The sequence below is a fragment of the Streptomyces sp. NPDC058326 genome, assembly GCF_042879855.1.
GTDB lineage: Bacteria > Actinomycetota > Actinomycetes > Streptomycetales > Streptomycetaceae > Streptomyces.
In genome coordinates this window covers 234,459-249,012 of the sequence record NZ_JBHVZO010000011.1, presented here as the reverse complement: position 1 = coordinate 249,012, position 14,554 = coordinate 234,459, and the positions used below count along the sequence as shown (strand labels likewise).

The window sequence follows — 14,554 nt, the reverse complement described above, 5'->3', positions numbered from 1 at the left end:
CGGAGGCGGCCACGCGCGCGTCGCGCGTGACCGCCCCGGAGTCGACGAGTCCGTCTAGGCTCGGCTCTCCCCGTCCGGAACGGCCTCGGCCTCCGAGGCGGCCTCGAAGGCCGGAGCGGCCTCGGTGTCCGGAGTGGTCGGATCCGGACGTTCGGGCAGCTCCGCGGCGAACGCCGCCGCTGCCTGGACGAGGGGGAGTGCGAGCAATGCCCCGGTTCCCTCACCCACATGGACGCCATGGTCGAGCAGAGGGTTGAGCGCCATCCGGTCCAGCGCCTTCGCCTGCGCCGGCTCCCCGCTCACCTGACCCGCCAGCCACCAGTCCGGCGCCCGGAACGCCGCCCGCTGCGCCACAAGCGCACAGGCCGCGCCCACCACACCGTCCAGGATCACCGGCATCCGCCGCACCGAGGCCTGGAGCAGGAAGCCCGTCATCGCCGCCAGATCCGCGCCACCGACCGCCGCGAGCAGCTCCAGCTGATCGCCCAGGACCGGCCGGGCCCGCCGCAGCGCGTCCCGGACCGCCGCGCACTTCCGCATCCACGCCAGATCGTCGATCCCGGCGCCGCCCCGGCCCGTCACCACCGACGCGTCCGTCCCGCAGAGCGCCGCGATCAGCGTGGCCGCGGGCGTCGTCCCGCCCACGCTCAGATCCCCGAGCACCACCAGATCGGTGCCGGAGTCCGCCTCCTCGTCGGCGATGGCGATACCGAGTCGGACCGCCGCCTCCGTCTCCTCGGCCGTCAGCGCGTTCTCCACGTCGATCCGGCCGCTGCCGCGCCGCACCCGGTGGCGCACGACCTCGGCCGGAAGGAGCTCCGGGTCGCAGTCGAGACCCGCGTCCACGACCCGTACCGGCACGCCCGTCGACCGGGCGAGCACGGCGACCGGGCTCGCCCCCTCCAGGACCGCGCGCACCAGCTCGTGCGCGGTACCCGCCGGGCGGCCCGACACATCGAGCGAGGCGACCCCGTGGTCACCCGCGAAGAGCACCACCTTCGGCTGCTCGATCGCCCGCACCTTGACGGAGGCCTGCGCGGCCGACAACCACTCACCGAGCTCGTCGAGCCGGCCGAGCGCCCCCGGAGGCACGGTCAGCCGCTCACGACGCTCCTCGGCGTCACGCCGGATCCCGCCGTCGGCGCGCTCGATCAGATCGGAGAAGTCGTCCAGATTCACGGGTTCCGCCTTGAGACAAATCAGCGAGGGCCTACAGTGCTGGCACCCTACCCGCGCAGCACCAGGGCCTGACCGGCGACCACGAGGACGACCTCCTCGCACTCGTCGGCGAACGCCGCGTTCAACCGGCCCAGCTCGTCCCGGAACCGCCGCCCGGCCGCCGTCGCCGGCACCACCCCGGAACCGACCTCGTTCGTCACCGCCACGACCGTGCGGCGCGTCGCCCGCACCGCCGCCACCAGCTCAGCCGTCCTCTTCCGCAGCGCCGTCTGCCCACCGGCCGCCCACCGGTCGTCGTCCCAGGCCTCCACCCGGTCCATGGCGTCCGTCAGCCACAGCGACAGACAGTCGACGAGCAGCGCGGGCCCGTCCTCCTCCAGAAGCGGGACGAGGTCACAGGTCTCGGCGGTACGCCAGGAACCCGGCCGCCGCTCCCGGTGCAGGCCCACCCGCTCCGCCCACTCCGGGTCCCCCTCCCGGCTCCCGCCCGTCGCCACGTACAGCACCTCGGGGAAGGACCCCAGACGCCGCTCGGCCTCCACGGACTTCCCCGACCGGGCCCCGCCGGTCACCAGGGTCCGCCGGGGCACGTCCGGCACCTCGTGGTACTCGCCCACGTACAGCGCCGTCCCGTCCGGCACCGCCCGCGCACCCGCCGCCGCGAGCCGCCGGTCCAGCTCGGCACCCGTCGGCATGTCATGGTCCAGATGCACCGCGATCACCTCGGTCGCAGGGCCGACCGCCCCGGTCGCCCGCAGCCGGGCGAGACCGTCCGGACGCCCCGTCACATCGGCGACCACCATGTCGTACGGCACCCGGTGGTTCTCCGGAAGCCCGGCGACGGCCCCGCCCGGCGGCAGATAGAGCAGCCGCTCGCCGTCCGCCGACGTCACCTCGTACCCGGTACCGGGGGAGTCCATCGGAAGGGCCCGCACCCGGTGCCCGGAGATCAGCGTCAACTCCCGCCCGTCCGGCACCCTCCCCGCCGTCGGAAGCCCGGCGGGCACCTCGACGGCGGGCCCGTCGTGCGGATGGGTCAGCAGAACCTGCCGTACGCCCACCAGTGAATGCCCCGAACGCGCGGCCGCGAGCGCGGCCCCCGGGGTCAGATCGAGCAACAGGGCCCCGTCCACGAGCAGCGCCGTCGCGGCGCGGACCCGCGGCCCTCGGGACAGCGCGCACACGGCGCAGGGGCAGTCGGGACGGGGGAGCCCGAGCGGGGCGCCGGTGCCGAGCAGAGTCAGTTCCACCCTCAGATCCTCCCGCGCCACCGCCGGCCGTGCGCGCCCGGCTACGCTGCGGGCAGGAAACCGATCATCCGGTGAGCGCCAGGAGGCGGACATGGCATGGACGTGGCGGTTCGAGAAGTCCGACGGCACGGAGGTCGAGCCGGTGGTGACTCCGGAGGAGTTCACCACCCAGGGCGACGCGGAAAGCTGGATCGGCGAACACTGGCGTGACCTCCTGGGCGGCGGCGCGGACCAGGTGACCCTCTCGGAGGACGGGACGAAGATCTACGGCCCGATGCCCCTGGACGCGGAGGGCTAGGGCCTGCGCCCACGCCGGGGTGCGGGGCCCTCGGGCCCGCACCCCGGCCACGGCGTTCCTCCCCGACTCCGTCCGGGGGAGCGCCGTGCCGGGCCCAGGCGTCCGGGTCCGAACCCGCATCTCCTGCGCGCCGCGCCTGCTGGTGCGGTCAAGGCGTCCGGGTCCGAACCCGCATCTCCTGCGCGCCGCGCCTGCTGGTGCGGTTCCAGGCACAGGGGGCGGAGGCGCCCGCCGATGGGCGCCGTTCCGTGTGCCCACCCGTCCCGCCCCAGCGGGACGCATGCCCACACGGGGCAGTGAGCGAGGCCCCGCCCCGCAGGGCCCGCGGGGCTACATCTCGCCCAGCGTGACCTCCGCCCTCCCCGTCGTCGCCCCCCGCACGTACACCACCGTCACCCTGTCGCCCGGCCGGTGTGACGCCAGCGCCTCCGACAGGGACGTGATCGTCGTGATGTCGGCGTCGCCGAGCCGGGTGATCACGTCGCCCGGCTTCAGGCCCGCCCGGCCCGCCGCCCCGTTCGCCGGTGCCTCGACCACGGCGACGCCCGCCGGCTCGTAGTCGTCGTCGAGCACCGTACGACCGGTGATGTTCAAGGCCGCCCGCCCCGAGTCCGTCACCTTGCCGTCCTTGACGATCTGGTCCGCGACGGTCCGCACCATCGACGCGGGGATCGCGAACCCGATCCCGGGCGCCGAACCTCCGCCCATCTCCGGGTCGGTCGCGGCGAGCGTCGGGATGCCGATGACCTCGCTGTCCAGGTTCACCAGCGCGCCCCCGCTGTTGCCCGGGTTGATGGCGGCCGACGTCTGGACCATGTCCCCGATCGTCGCGCCGGTGCCCCCGCCCGCCCGTCCTTCACTGACCGTGCGGCCGGTCGCCGAGACGATGCCCTGGGTCACGCTGCCGGACAGGCCGAGCGGCGATCCCATCGCGAGCACGATCTGGCCCATGTCGACCGCCGCCGAGTCGCCGAACTTCGCCGGCTTGAGCCCCTGCGGCAGGGACTCCAGCTTGATCACCGCGAGGTCCTGCTCGGGGTACGAGGAGACGAGCCGGGCCGTCACCGGCTGACCGCCCGTCGCGGCGGTGACCTTGAAGGCCTTCTCCTGGCCGATGACGTGCGCGTTGGTGACGATGTGCCCCTTGTCGTCGTAGACGACCCCGGAGCCGAGGCTGTCGGCCGCGTCGATCTGCACGACCGACGGCAGGACGTTCTTGATGACGGCCCGGTAGTCGTCCTGGAGCTCGTTCGCGGCGAGCGGCGCCGCCGCCTGGGTGGAGCGCTCCGGCGGGGGCGTGTCCCCGGTGGCGGCGGAGCAGCCGCCGACGATCGCGGCGGCGCAGACCGCGGCGGTCACGGGAAGGAGGAGACGCGGGCGGGCGTGGGCACGGGATACGTCCATGTCCGGAGTATCCGGTTCATCCCCGTGCCAAGCCCGACGAACGCACCCGATCAGGGGTGCCGTACCCCGTACCCTCCGTGCGGCGGTCTCAGCCCCGCACCCCGCACAGGTGCAGCAGCGCCGCCACCCGCCGGTACGGCTCCGTGCGGCCCGCCCGGTCCTCGGCGGCGAGCAGCCGGTCCAGCTCCTCGGCGGCCGGCAGGCCCGCGTCGGCCGGGACGCCGTCCGTGAAGACCCGCACGCCGTACCAGGCGTGCAGCGGTGCCGCGATCCCCGCAAGGGTCGCCGTCAGGGCGTCGAGGCGGTCGGCCCGCACCTTCATTCCGAGGTCGTCCGTGTAGACGTCCGAGTCGAAGCCCAGGAGGGCACCGGACCAGTCCCCGGCGAGCCCGGGCCGCATGGCCAGGGCGTCCGCGTTCCGTACGACCAGGGACAGCAGCCCGCCCGGGGCCAGCATCCTGGCCAGGCCCGCGAGCAGCGCGTCCGGCTCGTCCGCGTACATCAGGACGCCGTGGCAGAGGACCACGTCGAAGCTGCCGGGCAGGAAGTGCACCCCGGTCTCGCGACCGTCGCCCTCGATCAGCCGGACCCGCTCGCGGATGCCGGCGGGCTCGGTCGCCAGCGACTCGCGGGCCGCTTTGAGCAGCTCGGGATCGGCTTCCAGGCCGGTCACCGTGTGCCCCGCGCGCGCGAGGCGCAGCGCCTGCGTGCCCTGCCCCATGCCCGCGTCGAGGATCCTCAGCCGCTGCCCCACGGGGTAGCGGCCGGATATCTGCTCGTCGAGCTGACGGGCGACGATCTCCTGCCGGATGGTGTCGCGCAGCCCGCCGGACCCGGCCGGCCAGTGCGCGACGGCGGGCAGCACAGGGCCACCCGCCTCCGACGTCGCCGCACCGAAAGCCGGCTCGACGGACTCCGAACTGTCGGCGCTCAGGGCCGCTCTCCGCGTTTGACCTGCGGCTTCGGCAGCCGGAGCCGGCGCATCTGGAGCGTGCGCATCAGGCCGTACGCGATGGCGCCGCGCTTCGGCTCGTTCGGGAAGCGCTGGGCCAGCTGCTTGCGCAGCCGGAGCCAGATGCCGATCGAGTCGAGGACGATCAGGATGATCACACCGAGCCACAGCAGCAGCGAGATGTTCTGCAGCGACCGGTTGGTGTTGCCGAACAGCGACAGCACGAGGATCACCACGGCCATCGGCAGGAAGAACTCGGCGATCGCGAACCGCGAGTCGACGAAGTCGCGCACGAAGCGACGGACCGGTCCCTTGTCGCGGGCCGGCAGATAACGCTCGTCGCCACTGGCCAGCGCCTCGCGCTGACGGGCCAGGTCGGAGCGGCGTGCCTCGCGCTGGCGCTTGGCGGCCTCCTTGCGGTCGGTCGGCACCGTCACGGCGCGACGGCGCTGGGTCTGCGCCTCGCTCCGCTTGGGCGTCGGGCGGCCCTTGGGGGCCTCGGGGTCGCGGGGCTGCTTGGTGGAGAGGTCCGCCGTCACCTTGTCGGTGGGGGCCTTCTCGTCCTTCGAACGGCTACGGAACACAAAACCCAAGGGTACGGGGTGGTGGGCATGAACCCCATGCCGGGCGGGAACGATCCGCTAACGGACTGCGTCTTCGGCGGTACGTACGGAGGACGGGCGCGGTTTCCCCGAGATCCACCTACTCCCTGCGCGGGAGGGAAAGCCGGGCGACGTCGTCCTTGGGGAGGAGCGCATCCCGCTCCGAACAGTGCGGTAATGGAGACAGGGCCCGTAGTGTGGATCCTGTCGAAGAGCTGGAGCCGAAGTCCGTCAGAAGGGGGCGCGCGAAGCCCATGAGCGGTGTCATGAAGCGTATGGGGATGATCTTCCGCGCGAAGGCGAACAAGGCCCTTGACCGGGCCGAGGATCCGCGCGAGACGCTCGATTACTCCTACCAGAAGCAGCTGGAGCTGCTGCAGAAGGTGCGGCGGGGCGTCGCCGACGTCGCCACCTCCCGCAAGCGGCTCGAACTCCAGCTGAACCAGCTGCAGGGCCAGTCGTCCAAGCTGGAGGACCAGGGCCGCAAGGCGCTGGCGCTCGGCCGCGAGGACCTGGCGCGTGAGGCGCTGTCCCGGCGCGCCGCGCTCCAGCAGCAGGTCAGCGATCTGGAGGTGCAGCACCAGACGCTGCAGGGCGAGGAGGAGAAGCTCACTCTCGCCGCCCAGCGTCTCCAGGCCAAGGTCGACGCCTTCCGCACGAAGAAGGAGACCATCAAGGCGACCTACACGGCGGCCCAGGCGCAGACCCGGATCGCCGAGTCCTTCTCCGGCATCTCGGAGGAGATGAGCGACGTCGGTCTCGCGATCCAGCGGGCCGAGGACAAGACCGCGCAGCTCCAGGCGCGCGCGGGCGCGATCGACGAGCTGCTCGCCTCGGGGGCCCTGGACGACCAGTCCGGTCTCGCGAAGGACGACATCCAGGCGGAGCTGGACCGGCTCTCCGGCGGTACGGACGTCGAGCTGGAGCTCCAGCGCATGAAGGCGGAGCTGGCCGGCGGCCCGTCGGCGCAGCAGCAGGCGCTGGAGGGCGGTGGCGCGGCCGCGCCGCAGGACCGCACCCAGCAGCAGTCCCACCCGCGCTTCGAGAAGTAGGCGACAGACAGGACGCGTCATGATCGTACGGATCATGGGGGAGGGCCAGTGGACGCTGGCCGACAGCCACTTCGTCGAGCTGAACAAGCTCGACGACGAACTGCTCGTAGAGATGGAATCGGGGGACGGGGAAGGGTTCCGGCGCACGCTGGGCGCCCTCCTGGACGCGGTCCGGCGGCTCGGTGAGCCACTGCCGGACGAGGCCCTCGAACCGTCGGAGCTCATCCTCCCCGCGCCGGACGCGAGCCTCGACGAGGTGCGGGAGCTGCTCTCCGACGACGGCCTGATCCCGGGCTGACGCGACGATCAGTCACCGGTGTCCCGCCACCCCCGGCCCGGGGGCGGCGGGACACCGCGTTTCCGAGGCCCGCCGCACGAACGTGATGACCGCCCCGTCCCGCGCCTCCCGTCCCGTACCCGCCCCGTCCCGCGCCTCCCGTCCCGTACCCCCGCCGCCCCGGCCCCCGTACCGTTGTCCCCCGTGACCCCCACAGGCCCCGCCACCGGCACCCTCTACGCCCGTCTCCGTGACTGGTTCCGTGGACATCCGCTCGCCTTCGACGCGACGATCGCGTTCGGCGCGCTCGTCTGCATGATCGCCGGGTCCTTCACCGACCCGCACGGCAGTCCCGACGGGCCGACGTTCGGCGATCACGCGCCCGACGTGTGGAGCGTGCTGATCATGGTCGCCGGGGCCCTCGCGCTCGTGCCGCGCCGCCGTCACCCCCTCCGCGTGCTCTGCTTCACCGTGGCGATCAGCCTCTTCGAACTGATCAACGACACCCGGCCGGCCCCCATCGCCATGAGCGCCGTCGTCGCGCTCTACACGGTCGCCTCCCGCACCGACCGCCCCACCACCTGGCGCGTCGGACTCGCCACCATGACGCTGCTGACCGCCGCCGCCATGACCTTCGGACCGACGCCCTGGTACGCGCAGGAGAACCTCGGTGTCTTCGCCTGGACCGGCATGGCGGCCGCCGCGGGGGACGCCGTCCGCAGCCGCCGGGCCTTCGTCGACGCGATACGGGAGCGCGCCGAGCGGGCCGAGCGGACCCGCGAGGAGGAGGCCGGGCGCCGGGTCGCGGAGGAGCGGCTGCGGATCGCCCGTGACCTCCATGACGTCGTCGCCCACCACATCGCCCTGGTGAACGTCCAGGCCGGTGTCGCGGCCCATGTCATGGACAAGCGCCCCGACCAGGCCAAGGAGGCCCTCGCGCACGTGCGGGAGGCCAGCCGTTCCGCGCTCGACGAGCTCCGCGCCACCGTGGGCCTGCTCCGCCAGTCCGGCGACCCGGAGGCCCCCACCGAACCGGCCCCCGGCCTCGCCGTCCTCGACGGACTGCTCGACAGCTTCCGAAAGGCCGGGCTCCCGGTCGCCCTGGCCCGTACCGACGGGGAGAAGCCGCTGCCCGCGACCGTCGACCTGGCCGCGTACCGGATCGTGCAGGAGGCCCTGACCAACGTCCGCAAGCACGCGGGACCGGACGCCGAGGCCGAGGTGAGCGTCGTCCGGGTGGGCCGTACGGTCGAGATCACCGTCCTCGACAACGGCAGGCCCCCGGCCGACCCGGACCCCGCACCCGCCGGCGGCCACGGTCTGCTCGGCATGCGGGAACGGGTCGGCGCGCTCGGCGGCACCCTGACCGCCGCCCCCCGGTACGGCGGCGGCTTCCGGGTGCAGGCGATACTGCCGGTGACGTCCCGTACGGGGGAGGACACATGACCATCCGGGTGCTGCTCGCCGACGACCAGGCCCTGCTGCGCAGCGCCTTCAAGGTCCTGGTGGACTCCGAACCGGACATGGAGGTCGTCGGCGAGGCCGCCGACGGCGCCCAGGCCGTGGCCCTCGCCCGCTCGGAGCGGGCCGACGTCGTCCTGATGGACATCCGGATGCCGGGCACGGACGGCCTCGCCGCCACCCGCATGATCACCGCGGACCCGGAGCTCTCCGGCGTACGGATCGTCATGCTGACCACCTTCGAGGTCGACGAGTACGTCGTGCAGTCGCTGCGCGCCGGGGCCTCCGGCTTCCTCGGCAAGGGGGCCGAGCCCGAGGAGCTGCTCGGCGCCATCAGGATCGCGCACGCGGGCGAGGCGCTGCTGTCTCCCGCCGCCACCAAGGGCCTGATCGCGACGTTCCTCGCGCAGGGCGCCGGCGCGGCACCCGTGGGCGAGGGGGGCGGGGCCAGGACCGAGCGGCTCGCCGCGCTCACCGCCCGGGAGCGCGAGGTCCTCGTCCTCGTCGGGGGCGGCCTGTCCAACGACGAGATCGCCGAGCGCCTCGACGTCAGCCCGCTCACCGTGAAGACCCACGTCAACCGGGCCATGGCGAAGCTCGGCGCCCGCGACCGGGCCCAGCTGGTGGTCACGGCCTACGAATCGGGACTGGTACGTCCGAGGGTGGAGTGACCGGGGGCCCCGGCGTACTCCAGACGCGGTATGCGCGGGACAAGGATGTGGACCCGGGGGCCGAGGACTTCCGGCCACCGATGGCAGATCGTATGGACGGGGGGCGCCTCCGGCGGATCCAGCGGGTCCGGGCCGGGGTCCTGGCTGCTCCCGCCGGTCGACGAGTACGCCACAGAAGAGAGACCCCATGTCCTGGCTGTCCAGATTCAGCCTCGCGCAACGGGCCCTGATCGGGCTGATGTCCATCATCGCGATCGTGTTCGGGGCGATCGCGATCCCGCAGCTGAAGCAGCAGCTGCTCCCCTCGATCGAGCTGCCCATGGTCTCGGTCCTCGCCCCGTACCAGGGCGCCTCTCCCGATGTGGTCGAGAAGCAGGTCGTCGAGCCCCTCGAGAGCCACCTGAAGGCCGTCGACGGCCTCACGTCGGTCACCTCCACCGCCTCCGAGGGCATGGCCGTCGTCATGGCCTCCTTCGACTACGGCGACGAGTCGACGAAGCAGCTTGTCGCCGACGTCCAGCAGGCCGTGAACCGCGCCCGCGCGCAGCTGCCGGACACGGTCGACCCGCAGGTCGTGGCCGGCTCGACGGACGACATGCCGACCGTCGTCCTCGCGGCCTCCTCGGACAAGGACCCGCAGGCCCTCGCCGACCTGCTCGAACGGACCGTGGTGCCCGCCCTGGAGGGCATCGACGGAGTCGCCCAGGTCTCCGTCAGCGGCGTCCAGGACCTCCAGGTCTCCGTCACCCCGGACGAGCGGAAGCTCGCCGGGGCCGGGCTCAGCAGCATGAAGCTGGCCGAGGCCCTGCGCTCGGGCGGCGGCACGATGCCGGCCGGCTCCTTCGCGGAGGACGGCAAGAGCCGCACGATCCAGGTCGGCGGCGGCTACACCTCGCTCCGGCAGATCGAGGACCTCCGCATCCCGGCGGCCGTCCCCGGCAAGGGCAGGGCCGTGCGCCTCGGCGACGTGGCCACCGTCCGCCAGGAGGAGTCCCCGCGCACCTCCCTGACCCGCACCAACGGCAGGCCCAGCCTCGCCGTCATGGCCACCATGGACGAGGACGGCAGCGCCGTCACCATCTCCGACGCCGTCGCGGAGAAGCTCTCCGGGCTGCGCGAGGACCTCGGCGCGGGCGCCGAGCTGACCGTCGTCTCCGACCAGGGCCCCGCCGTCGCCAAGGCCGTCTCCGGACTCACCACCGAGGGCGCGCTCGGCCTCGTCATGGCCGTCCTGGTGATCCTGGTCTTCCTCACGTCGGTCCGCTCGACGCTGGTGACCGCCGTCTCCATCCCGCTCTCGGTCGTCCTCGCCCTCATCGTGCTGTGGACCCGCGATCTCTCGCTCAACATGCTGACGCTCGGCGCGCTCACCATCGCCATCGGCCGCGTCGTCGACGACTCGATCGTGGTCCTGGAGAACATCAAGCGTCACCTCGGCTACGGCGAGGAGCGCCGCGAGGCGATCCTGACCGCGGTCCGCGAGGTCGCCGGCGCCGTCACCTCCTCCACCCTCACCACCGTCGCCGTCTTCCTGCCGATCGGTTTGGTCGGAGGCATCGTCGGCGAGATGTTCGGCTCCTTCTCGCTGACGGTGACGGCCGCGCTGCTCGCCTCGCTGCTCGTCTCCCTGACCGTGGTCCCCGTCCTCTCGTACTGGTTCCTGCGCGCCCCGCAGGGCACCCCGGAGGACCTGGACGAGGCCCGCAGGCTGGCCGAGGAGAAGGAGGAGAAGAGCCGCCTCCAGCGCCTGTACGTGCCGGTCCTGCGGTTCGCGACCCGGCGGCGGCTCGCCAGCCTGGGCATCGCGCTCGCCGTCCTCGCCGTCACCCTCGGCATGACCCCGCTCCTGAAGACGAACTTCTTCGAGCCGGGCGACCAGAAGGTCCTCGCCGTCAAGCAGGAGCTGGCGCCCGGCACCAGCCTGAGCGCCACCGACGAGGCCGCGAAGAAGATCGAGAAGCTCCTCGCGGAGACCGAGGGCGTCAAGGACTACCAGGTCACCATCGGCTCCTCCGGATTCATGGCGGCCTTCGGCGGTGGCACCGGCTCCAACGAGGCCTCGTACCAGGTGAGCCTGGAGGAGTCCGCCTCGTACGAGCAGGCGCGGGACGCCATCGAGAAGGGCCTCGGCGCCCTCGACGGGATCGGCGAGACCACCCTCACGGCCGGTGACGGCTTCGGCAGCCAGGACCTGAGCGTGGTCGTCAAGGCCGCCGACCCCGAGGTCCTCAGGAAGGCCTCCGAGCAGGTCAGGTCGGCGGTCGCGGGGCTGAAGGACGTCACCGACGTGCAGAGCGACCTCTCGCAGTCCGTGCCGCGCGTCTCCGTCACGGCGAAGCCCGCTGCCGCCGACGCCGGATTCGACTCCGCCTCGCTCGGCATGGTCGTCGCCCAGGCCGTCCGGGGCACCCCGGCGGCCAGGGCGACCCTCGACGACAGCGAGCGGGACGTCCTCATCACCTCGGCCCGCCCGGCCACCACCCTGGCCGAGCTCAAGGCGCTGCCCCTCGGCCCGGTGAGGCTCGGTGACATCGCCACCGTCGAACTGGTCCCCGGCCCGGTCTCCATGACCAGGACCGACGGCGCCCGTACGGCGACGGTGACGGCCAAGCCGGTCGGCGACGACACCGGCGCGGTGAGCCTCGACCTGAAGAAGAAGATCGACGCGCTCGACCTGCCGGCGGGCGCCACCGCCACCATCGGTGGTGCCTCGGAGGACCTGGAGGAGGCCCAGCTCAGCCTGGCGCTTGCGATGCTCGCGGCTATCGCGATCGTCTTCATGCTGCTCGTGGCGACCTTCAGGTCGCTGATCCAGCCGCTGATCCTGCTGGTGTCGATCCCGTTCGCGGCGACCGGGGCGCTCGGGCTGCTCGTCGTCACCGACACCGCGATGGGTGTCCCGGCGATGATCGGCATGCTGATGCTCATCGGCATCGTCGTCACCAACGCGATCGTCCTGATCGACCTGATCAACCAGTACCGCGCCAAGGGCCTGGGCGTCGTCGAAGCGGTGATCGAGGGCGGCCGGCACCGGCTCCGCCCGATCCTGATGACCGCCCTGGCGACGGTCTTCGCCCTGCTGCCGATGGCTCTCGGCGTCACCGGCGAGGGCGGCTTCATCGCCCAGCCGCTGGCCGTGGTCGTGATCGGTGGTCTGATCACCTCGACCCTGCTGACGCTGCTCCTCGTCCCGACGCTCTACGCGATGGTGGAGCTCCGCAAGGAGCGCCGCGCGAAGAAGAAGGCGGCGAAGAGGGGCGCGAAGCGGACGGAGAAGGAGGACTCGGCGGAGGTGCCGCGGCAGCCGGAGGTCTCCCCGCCGGACGCCGCCCTGCTCGACGTCCTGGACTGAGCCCCGGGGCCGCACGTACGAAGGCCCGGCGACACCTCACGGTGTCGCCGGGCCTCCGGCGTCTCTCCACGGGAGAACCGTTATGGCAGAGCGAGCATCCGCTCAAGGGCCAGCTTCGCGAAGCTCTCCGTCTCCTTGTCGACCTGGATCTGGTTGACGAGGTTGCCCTCCGCCAGGGACTCCAGGGTCCACACGAGGTGTGGCAGGTCGATGCGGTTCATGGTCGAGCAGAAGCAGACCGTCTTGTCGAGGAAGACGATCTCCTTGCCCTGGTCGGCGTAACGGTTCGCCAGCCGCCGGACCAGGTTCAGCTCGGTGCCGATCGCCCACTTGGAACCGGCCGGGGCCGCTTCCAGGGTGTTGATGATGTACTCGGTCGAGCCCACGTAGTCCGCGGCGGCGACGACCTCGTGGCGGCACTCGGGGTGGACGAGCACGTTCACACCGGGGATGCGCTCGCGGACGTCGTTCACGGAGTCCAGCGAGAAGCGGCCGTGGACCGAGCAGTGACCCCGCCACAGGATCATCTTGGCGGCGCGCAGCTCCTCGACGGTCAGCCCGCCGTTCGGCTTGTGCGGGTTGTAGAGCACGCAGTCGTCCAGGGACATCCCCATGTCGCGGACGGCGGTGTTGCGGCCCAGGTGCTGGTCCGGCAGGAAGAGCACCTTCTCTCCCTGCTCGAAGGCCCAGTTCAGGGCCCGCTCGGCGTTGGACGAGGTGCAGATCGTGCCCCCGTGCTTGCCGGTGAAGGCCTTGATGTCGGCCGAGGAGTTCATGTACGAGACGGGCACGACCTGCTCGGCGACGCCGGCCTCGGTCAGCACGTCCCAGCATTCCGCGACCTGCTCGGCGGTGGCCATGTCGGCCATCGAGCAGCCGGCCGCGAGGTCGGGCAGGACGACCTTCTGGTCGTCGCCGGTGAGGATGTCGGCCGATTCGGCCATGAAGTGCACACCGCAGAACACGATGTACTCGGCCTCGGGCTTGGCCGCCGCGTCGCGCGCGAGCTTGAAGGAGTCGCCGGTGACGTCGGCGAACTGGATGACCTCGTCGCGCTGGTAGTGGTGACCGAGCACGAAGACCTTGTCCCCGAGCTTCTCCTTGGCCGCGCGAGCGCGCTCCACGAGGTCCGGGTCGGAGGGCGACGGCAGATCGCCGGGGCACTCCACGCCGCGCTCGCTCTTGGGGTCGGCCTCCCGGCCGAGCAGGAGCAGGGCGAGCGGCGTCGGCTGTACGTCGAGTTCATGACGGGCTTGGGCCGTGGTCACGTCACGCACCCTTTCTTCGGGGAGCCTGCGAGGGATGCTTTTCGTCGAAATGACGCTATCTATCATAACCGCTTCACGTCACGTTGACGATGTCCATAGTGTCGATGTGACGAATTCGCCGTTCCCCGTCCTCGGCCGCACCGTCCCCGCAGCTGGACAGGGTGTGCGAGCATGAAAGAAGAACACCCCACTCGGCCCGGAATGAATCCGGGGCACCGTCGGTTGCAACCGTCGGCAAGCAGTCTCCGTACACACCGGGAGAGAAGCAGATGTCCGTATCGGACGAGAAGACCACTGTCAGCGACGGCATCCTCCTGTCCGACGCCGCCGCGGCCAAGGTCAAGGCCCTCCTCGACCAGGAAGGCCGCGAGGACCTGGCCCTGCGCGTCGCCGTTCAGCCCGGCGGCTGCTCCGGCCTGCGTTACCAGCTGTTCTTCGACGAGCGCTCGCTCGACGGCGACGTCGTGAAGGACTTCGACGGCGTCAAGGTCGTCACCGACCGGATGAGCGCCCCGTACCTCGGCGGCGCCTCGATCGACTTCGTCGACACCATCGAGAAGCAGGGCTTCACCATCGACAACCCGAACGCCACGGGCTCCTGCGCCTGCGGCGACTCGTTCAGCTAAGCCGTAGCGGCCGAGCGGCATCGACCGAGAGCTGTCGGTCGAGCCGTACCGGCTCAGGCTCACACATGAGGGCGGCGGGGCCCGGATGCACGGGGCGCCCGCCCCGCCCTGGTGGCCGCGGGGGGGTTCGCGGGGGGGCCCCTCCCCCCACGCCCCCGCGCC

General features: G+C 72.2%; 13 protein-coding genes. 7 read left to right on the top strand and 6 right to left on the bottom strand.

What is annotated here, in order from left to right; translation table 11 throughout:
- Window positions 1–54: 54 nt before the first annotated feature.
- Window positions 55–1,179 carry a nicotinate-nucleotide--dimethylbenzimidazole phosphoribosyltransferase gene (gene cobT, locus ACFVYX_RS21820; protein ID WP_389683067.1) on the bottom strand — a complete coding sequence of 375 codons (1,125 nt, stop codon included), beginning with the start codon at window positions 1,177–1,179 and terminating at the stop codon, window positions 55–57.
- Between the two features lie 47 nt (window positions 1,180–1,226).
- Window positions 1,227–2,429 (bottom strand): bifunctional adenosylcobinamide kinase/adenosylcobinamide-phosphate guanylyltransferase, encoded by a 1,203-nt coding sequence (locus ACFVYX_RS21815; protein WP_389683066.1) that lies wholly within the window; start codon window positions 2,427–2,429, stop codon window positions 1,227–1,229.
- 91 nt (window positions 2,430–2,520) lie between these two features.
- Between ACFVYX_RS21815 and ACFVYX_RS21810 the strand changes: the two genes are divergently transcribed.
- On the top strand, window positions 2,521–2,727 hold the full coding sequence (locus ACFVYX_RS21810) for a hypothetical protein (protein WP_116161395.1): 207 nt from the start codon (window positions 2,521–2,523) through the stop codon (window positions 2,725–2,727).
- Between the two features lie 330 nt (window positions 2,728–3,057).
- Here the strand turns inward: ACFVYX_RS21810 and ACFVYX_RS21805 are convergent, their stop codons facing one another.
- The 3 genes from ACFVYX_RS21805 to ACFVYX_RS21795 form a co-directional block, all read right to left on the bottom strand.
- Window positions 3,058–4,131, bottom strand: coding sequence for a S1C family serine protease (locus tag ACFVYX_RS21805; RefSeq protein WP_389683065.1), 1,074 nt, complete (start codon window positions 4,129–4,131; stop codon window positions 3,058–3,060).
- Between the two features lie 88 nt (window positions 4,132–4,219).
- Window positions 4,220–4,996 carry a class I SAM-dependent methyltransferase gene (locus ACFVYX_RS21800; RefSeq protein ID WP_389683064.1) on the bottom strand — a complete coding sequence of 259 codons (777 nt, stop codon included), beginning with the start codon at window positions 4,994–4,996 and terminating at the stop codon, window positions 4,220–4,222.
- A gap of 65 nt (window positions 4,997–5,061) precedes the next feature.
- Window positions 5,062–5,667 carry a DUF3043 domain-containing protein gene (locus ACFVYX_RS21795; protein ID WP_389683063.1) on the bottom strand — a complete coding sequence of 202 codons (606 nt, stop codon included), beginning with the start codon at window positions 5,665–5,667 and terminating at the stop codon, window positions 5,062–5,064.
- 272 nt (window positions 5,668–5,939) lie between these two features.
- Here ACFVYX_RS21795 and ACFVYX_RS21790 point away from each other — a divergent pair, with 272 nt between their 5' ends.
- The 5 genes from ACFVYX_RS21790 (at window position 5,940) to ACFVYX_RS21770 (ending at window position 12,498) form a co-directional block, all read left to right on the top strand.
- Complete coding sequence (locus ACFVYX_RS21790) at window positions 5,940–6,737, top strand: PspA/IM30 family protein (protein ID WP_389683062.1); 798 nt, start codon at window positions 5,940–5,942, stop codon at window positions 6,735–6,737.
- 19 nt (window positions 6,738–6,756) lie between these two features.
- A complete protein-coding gene (locus tag ACFVYX_RS21785) occupies window positions 6,757–7,035 on the top strand; it encodes a hypothetical protein (RefSeq protein ID WP_389683061.1) in 279 nt (92 codons plus the stop codon).
- 183 nt (window positions 7,036–7,218) lie between these two features.
- Window positions 7,219–8,460: a sensor histidine kinase gene (locus tag ACFVYX_RS21780; protein WP_389683060.1), complete on the top strand. Its 1,242-nt coding sequence runs from the start codon at window positions 7,219–7,221 to the stop codon at window positions 8,458–8,460.
- Window positions 8,457–9,146: a response regulator gene (locus ACFVYX_RS21775; protein ID WP_389683058.1), complete on the top strand. Its 690-nt coding sequence runs from the start codon at window positions 8,457–8,459 to the stop codon at window positions 9,144–9,146. The genes ACFVYX_RS21780 and ACFVYX_RS21775 overlap by 4 nt, the downstream gene beginning before the upstream one ends.
- Before the next feature lie 187 nt (window positions 9,147–9,333).
- Window positions 9,334–12,498 carry an efflux RND transporter permease subunit gene (locus ACFVYX_RS21770; RefSeq protein WP_389683057.1) on the top strand — a complete coding sequence of 1,055 codons (3,165 nt, stop codon included), beginning with the start codon at window positions 9,334–9,336 and terminating at the stop codon, window positions 12,496–12,498.
- 80 nt (window positions 12,499–12,578) lie between these two features.
- Here ACFVYX_RS21770 and nadA read toward each other — a convergent pair whose 3' ends face one another.
- The gene (nadA, locus tag ACFVYX_RS21765) at window positions 12,579–13,775 is read right to left on the bottom strand and encodes a quinolinate synthase NadA (RefSeq protein ID WP_389683056.1); all 1,197 of its coding nucleotides are present in this window, start codon (window positions 13,773–13,775) and stop codon (window positions 12,579–12,581) included.
- A gap of 260 nt (window positions 13,776–14,035) precedes the next feature.
- Here nadA and ACFVYX_RS21760 point away from each other — a divergent pair, with 260 nt between their 5' ends.
- The gene (locus tag ACFVYX_RS21760) at window positions 14,036–14,392 is read left to right on the top strand and encodes an iron-sulfur cluster assembly accessory protein (RefSeq protein WP_015033024.1); all 357 of its coding nucleotides are present in this window, start codon (window positions 14,036–14,038) and stop codon (window positions 14,390–14,392) included.
- Window positions 14,393–14,554 lie beyond the last annotated feature (162 nt).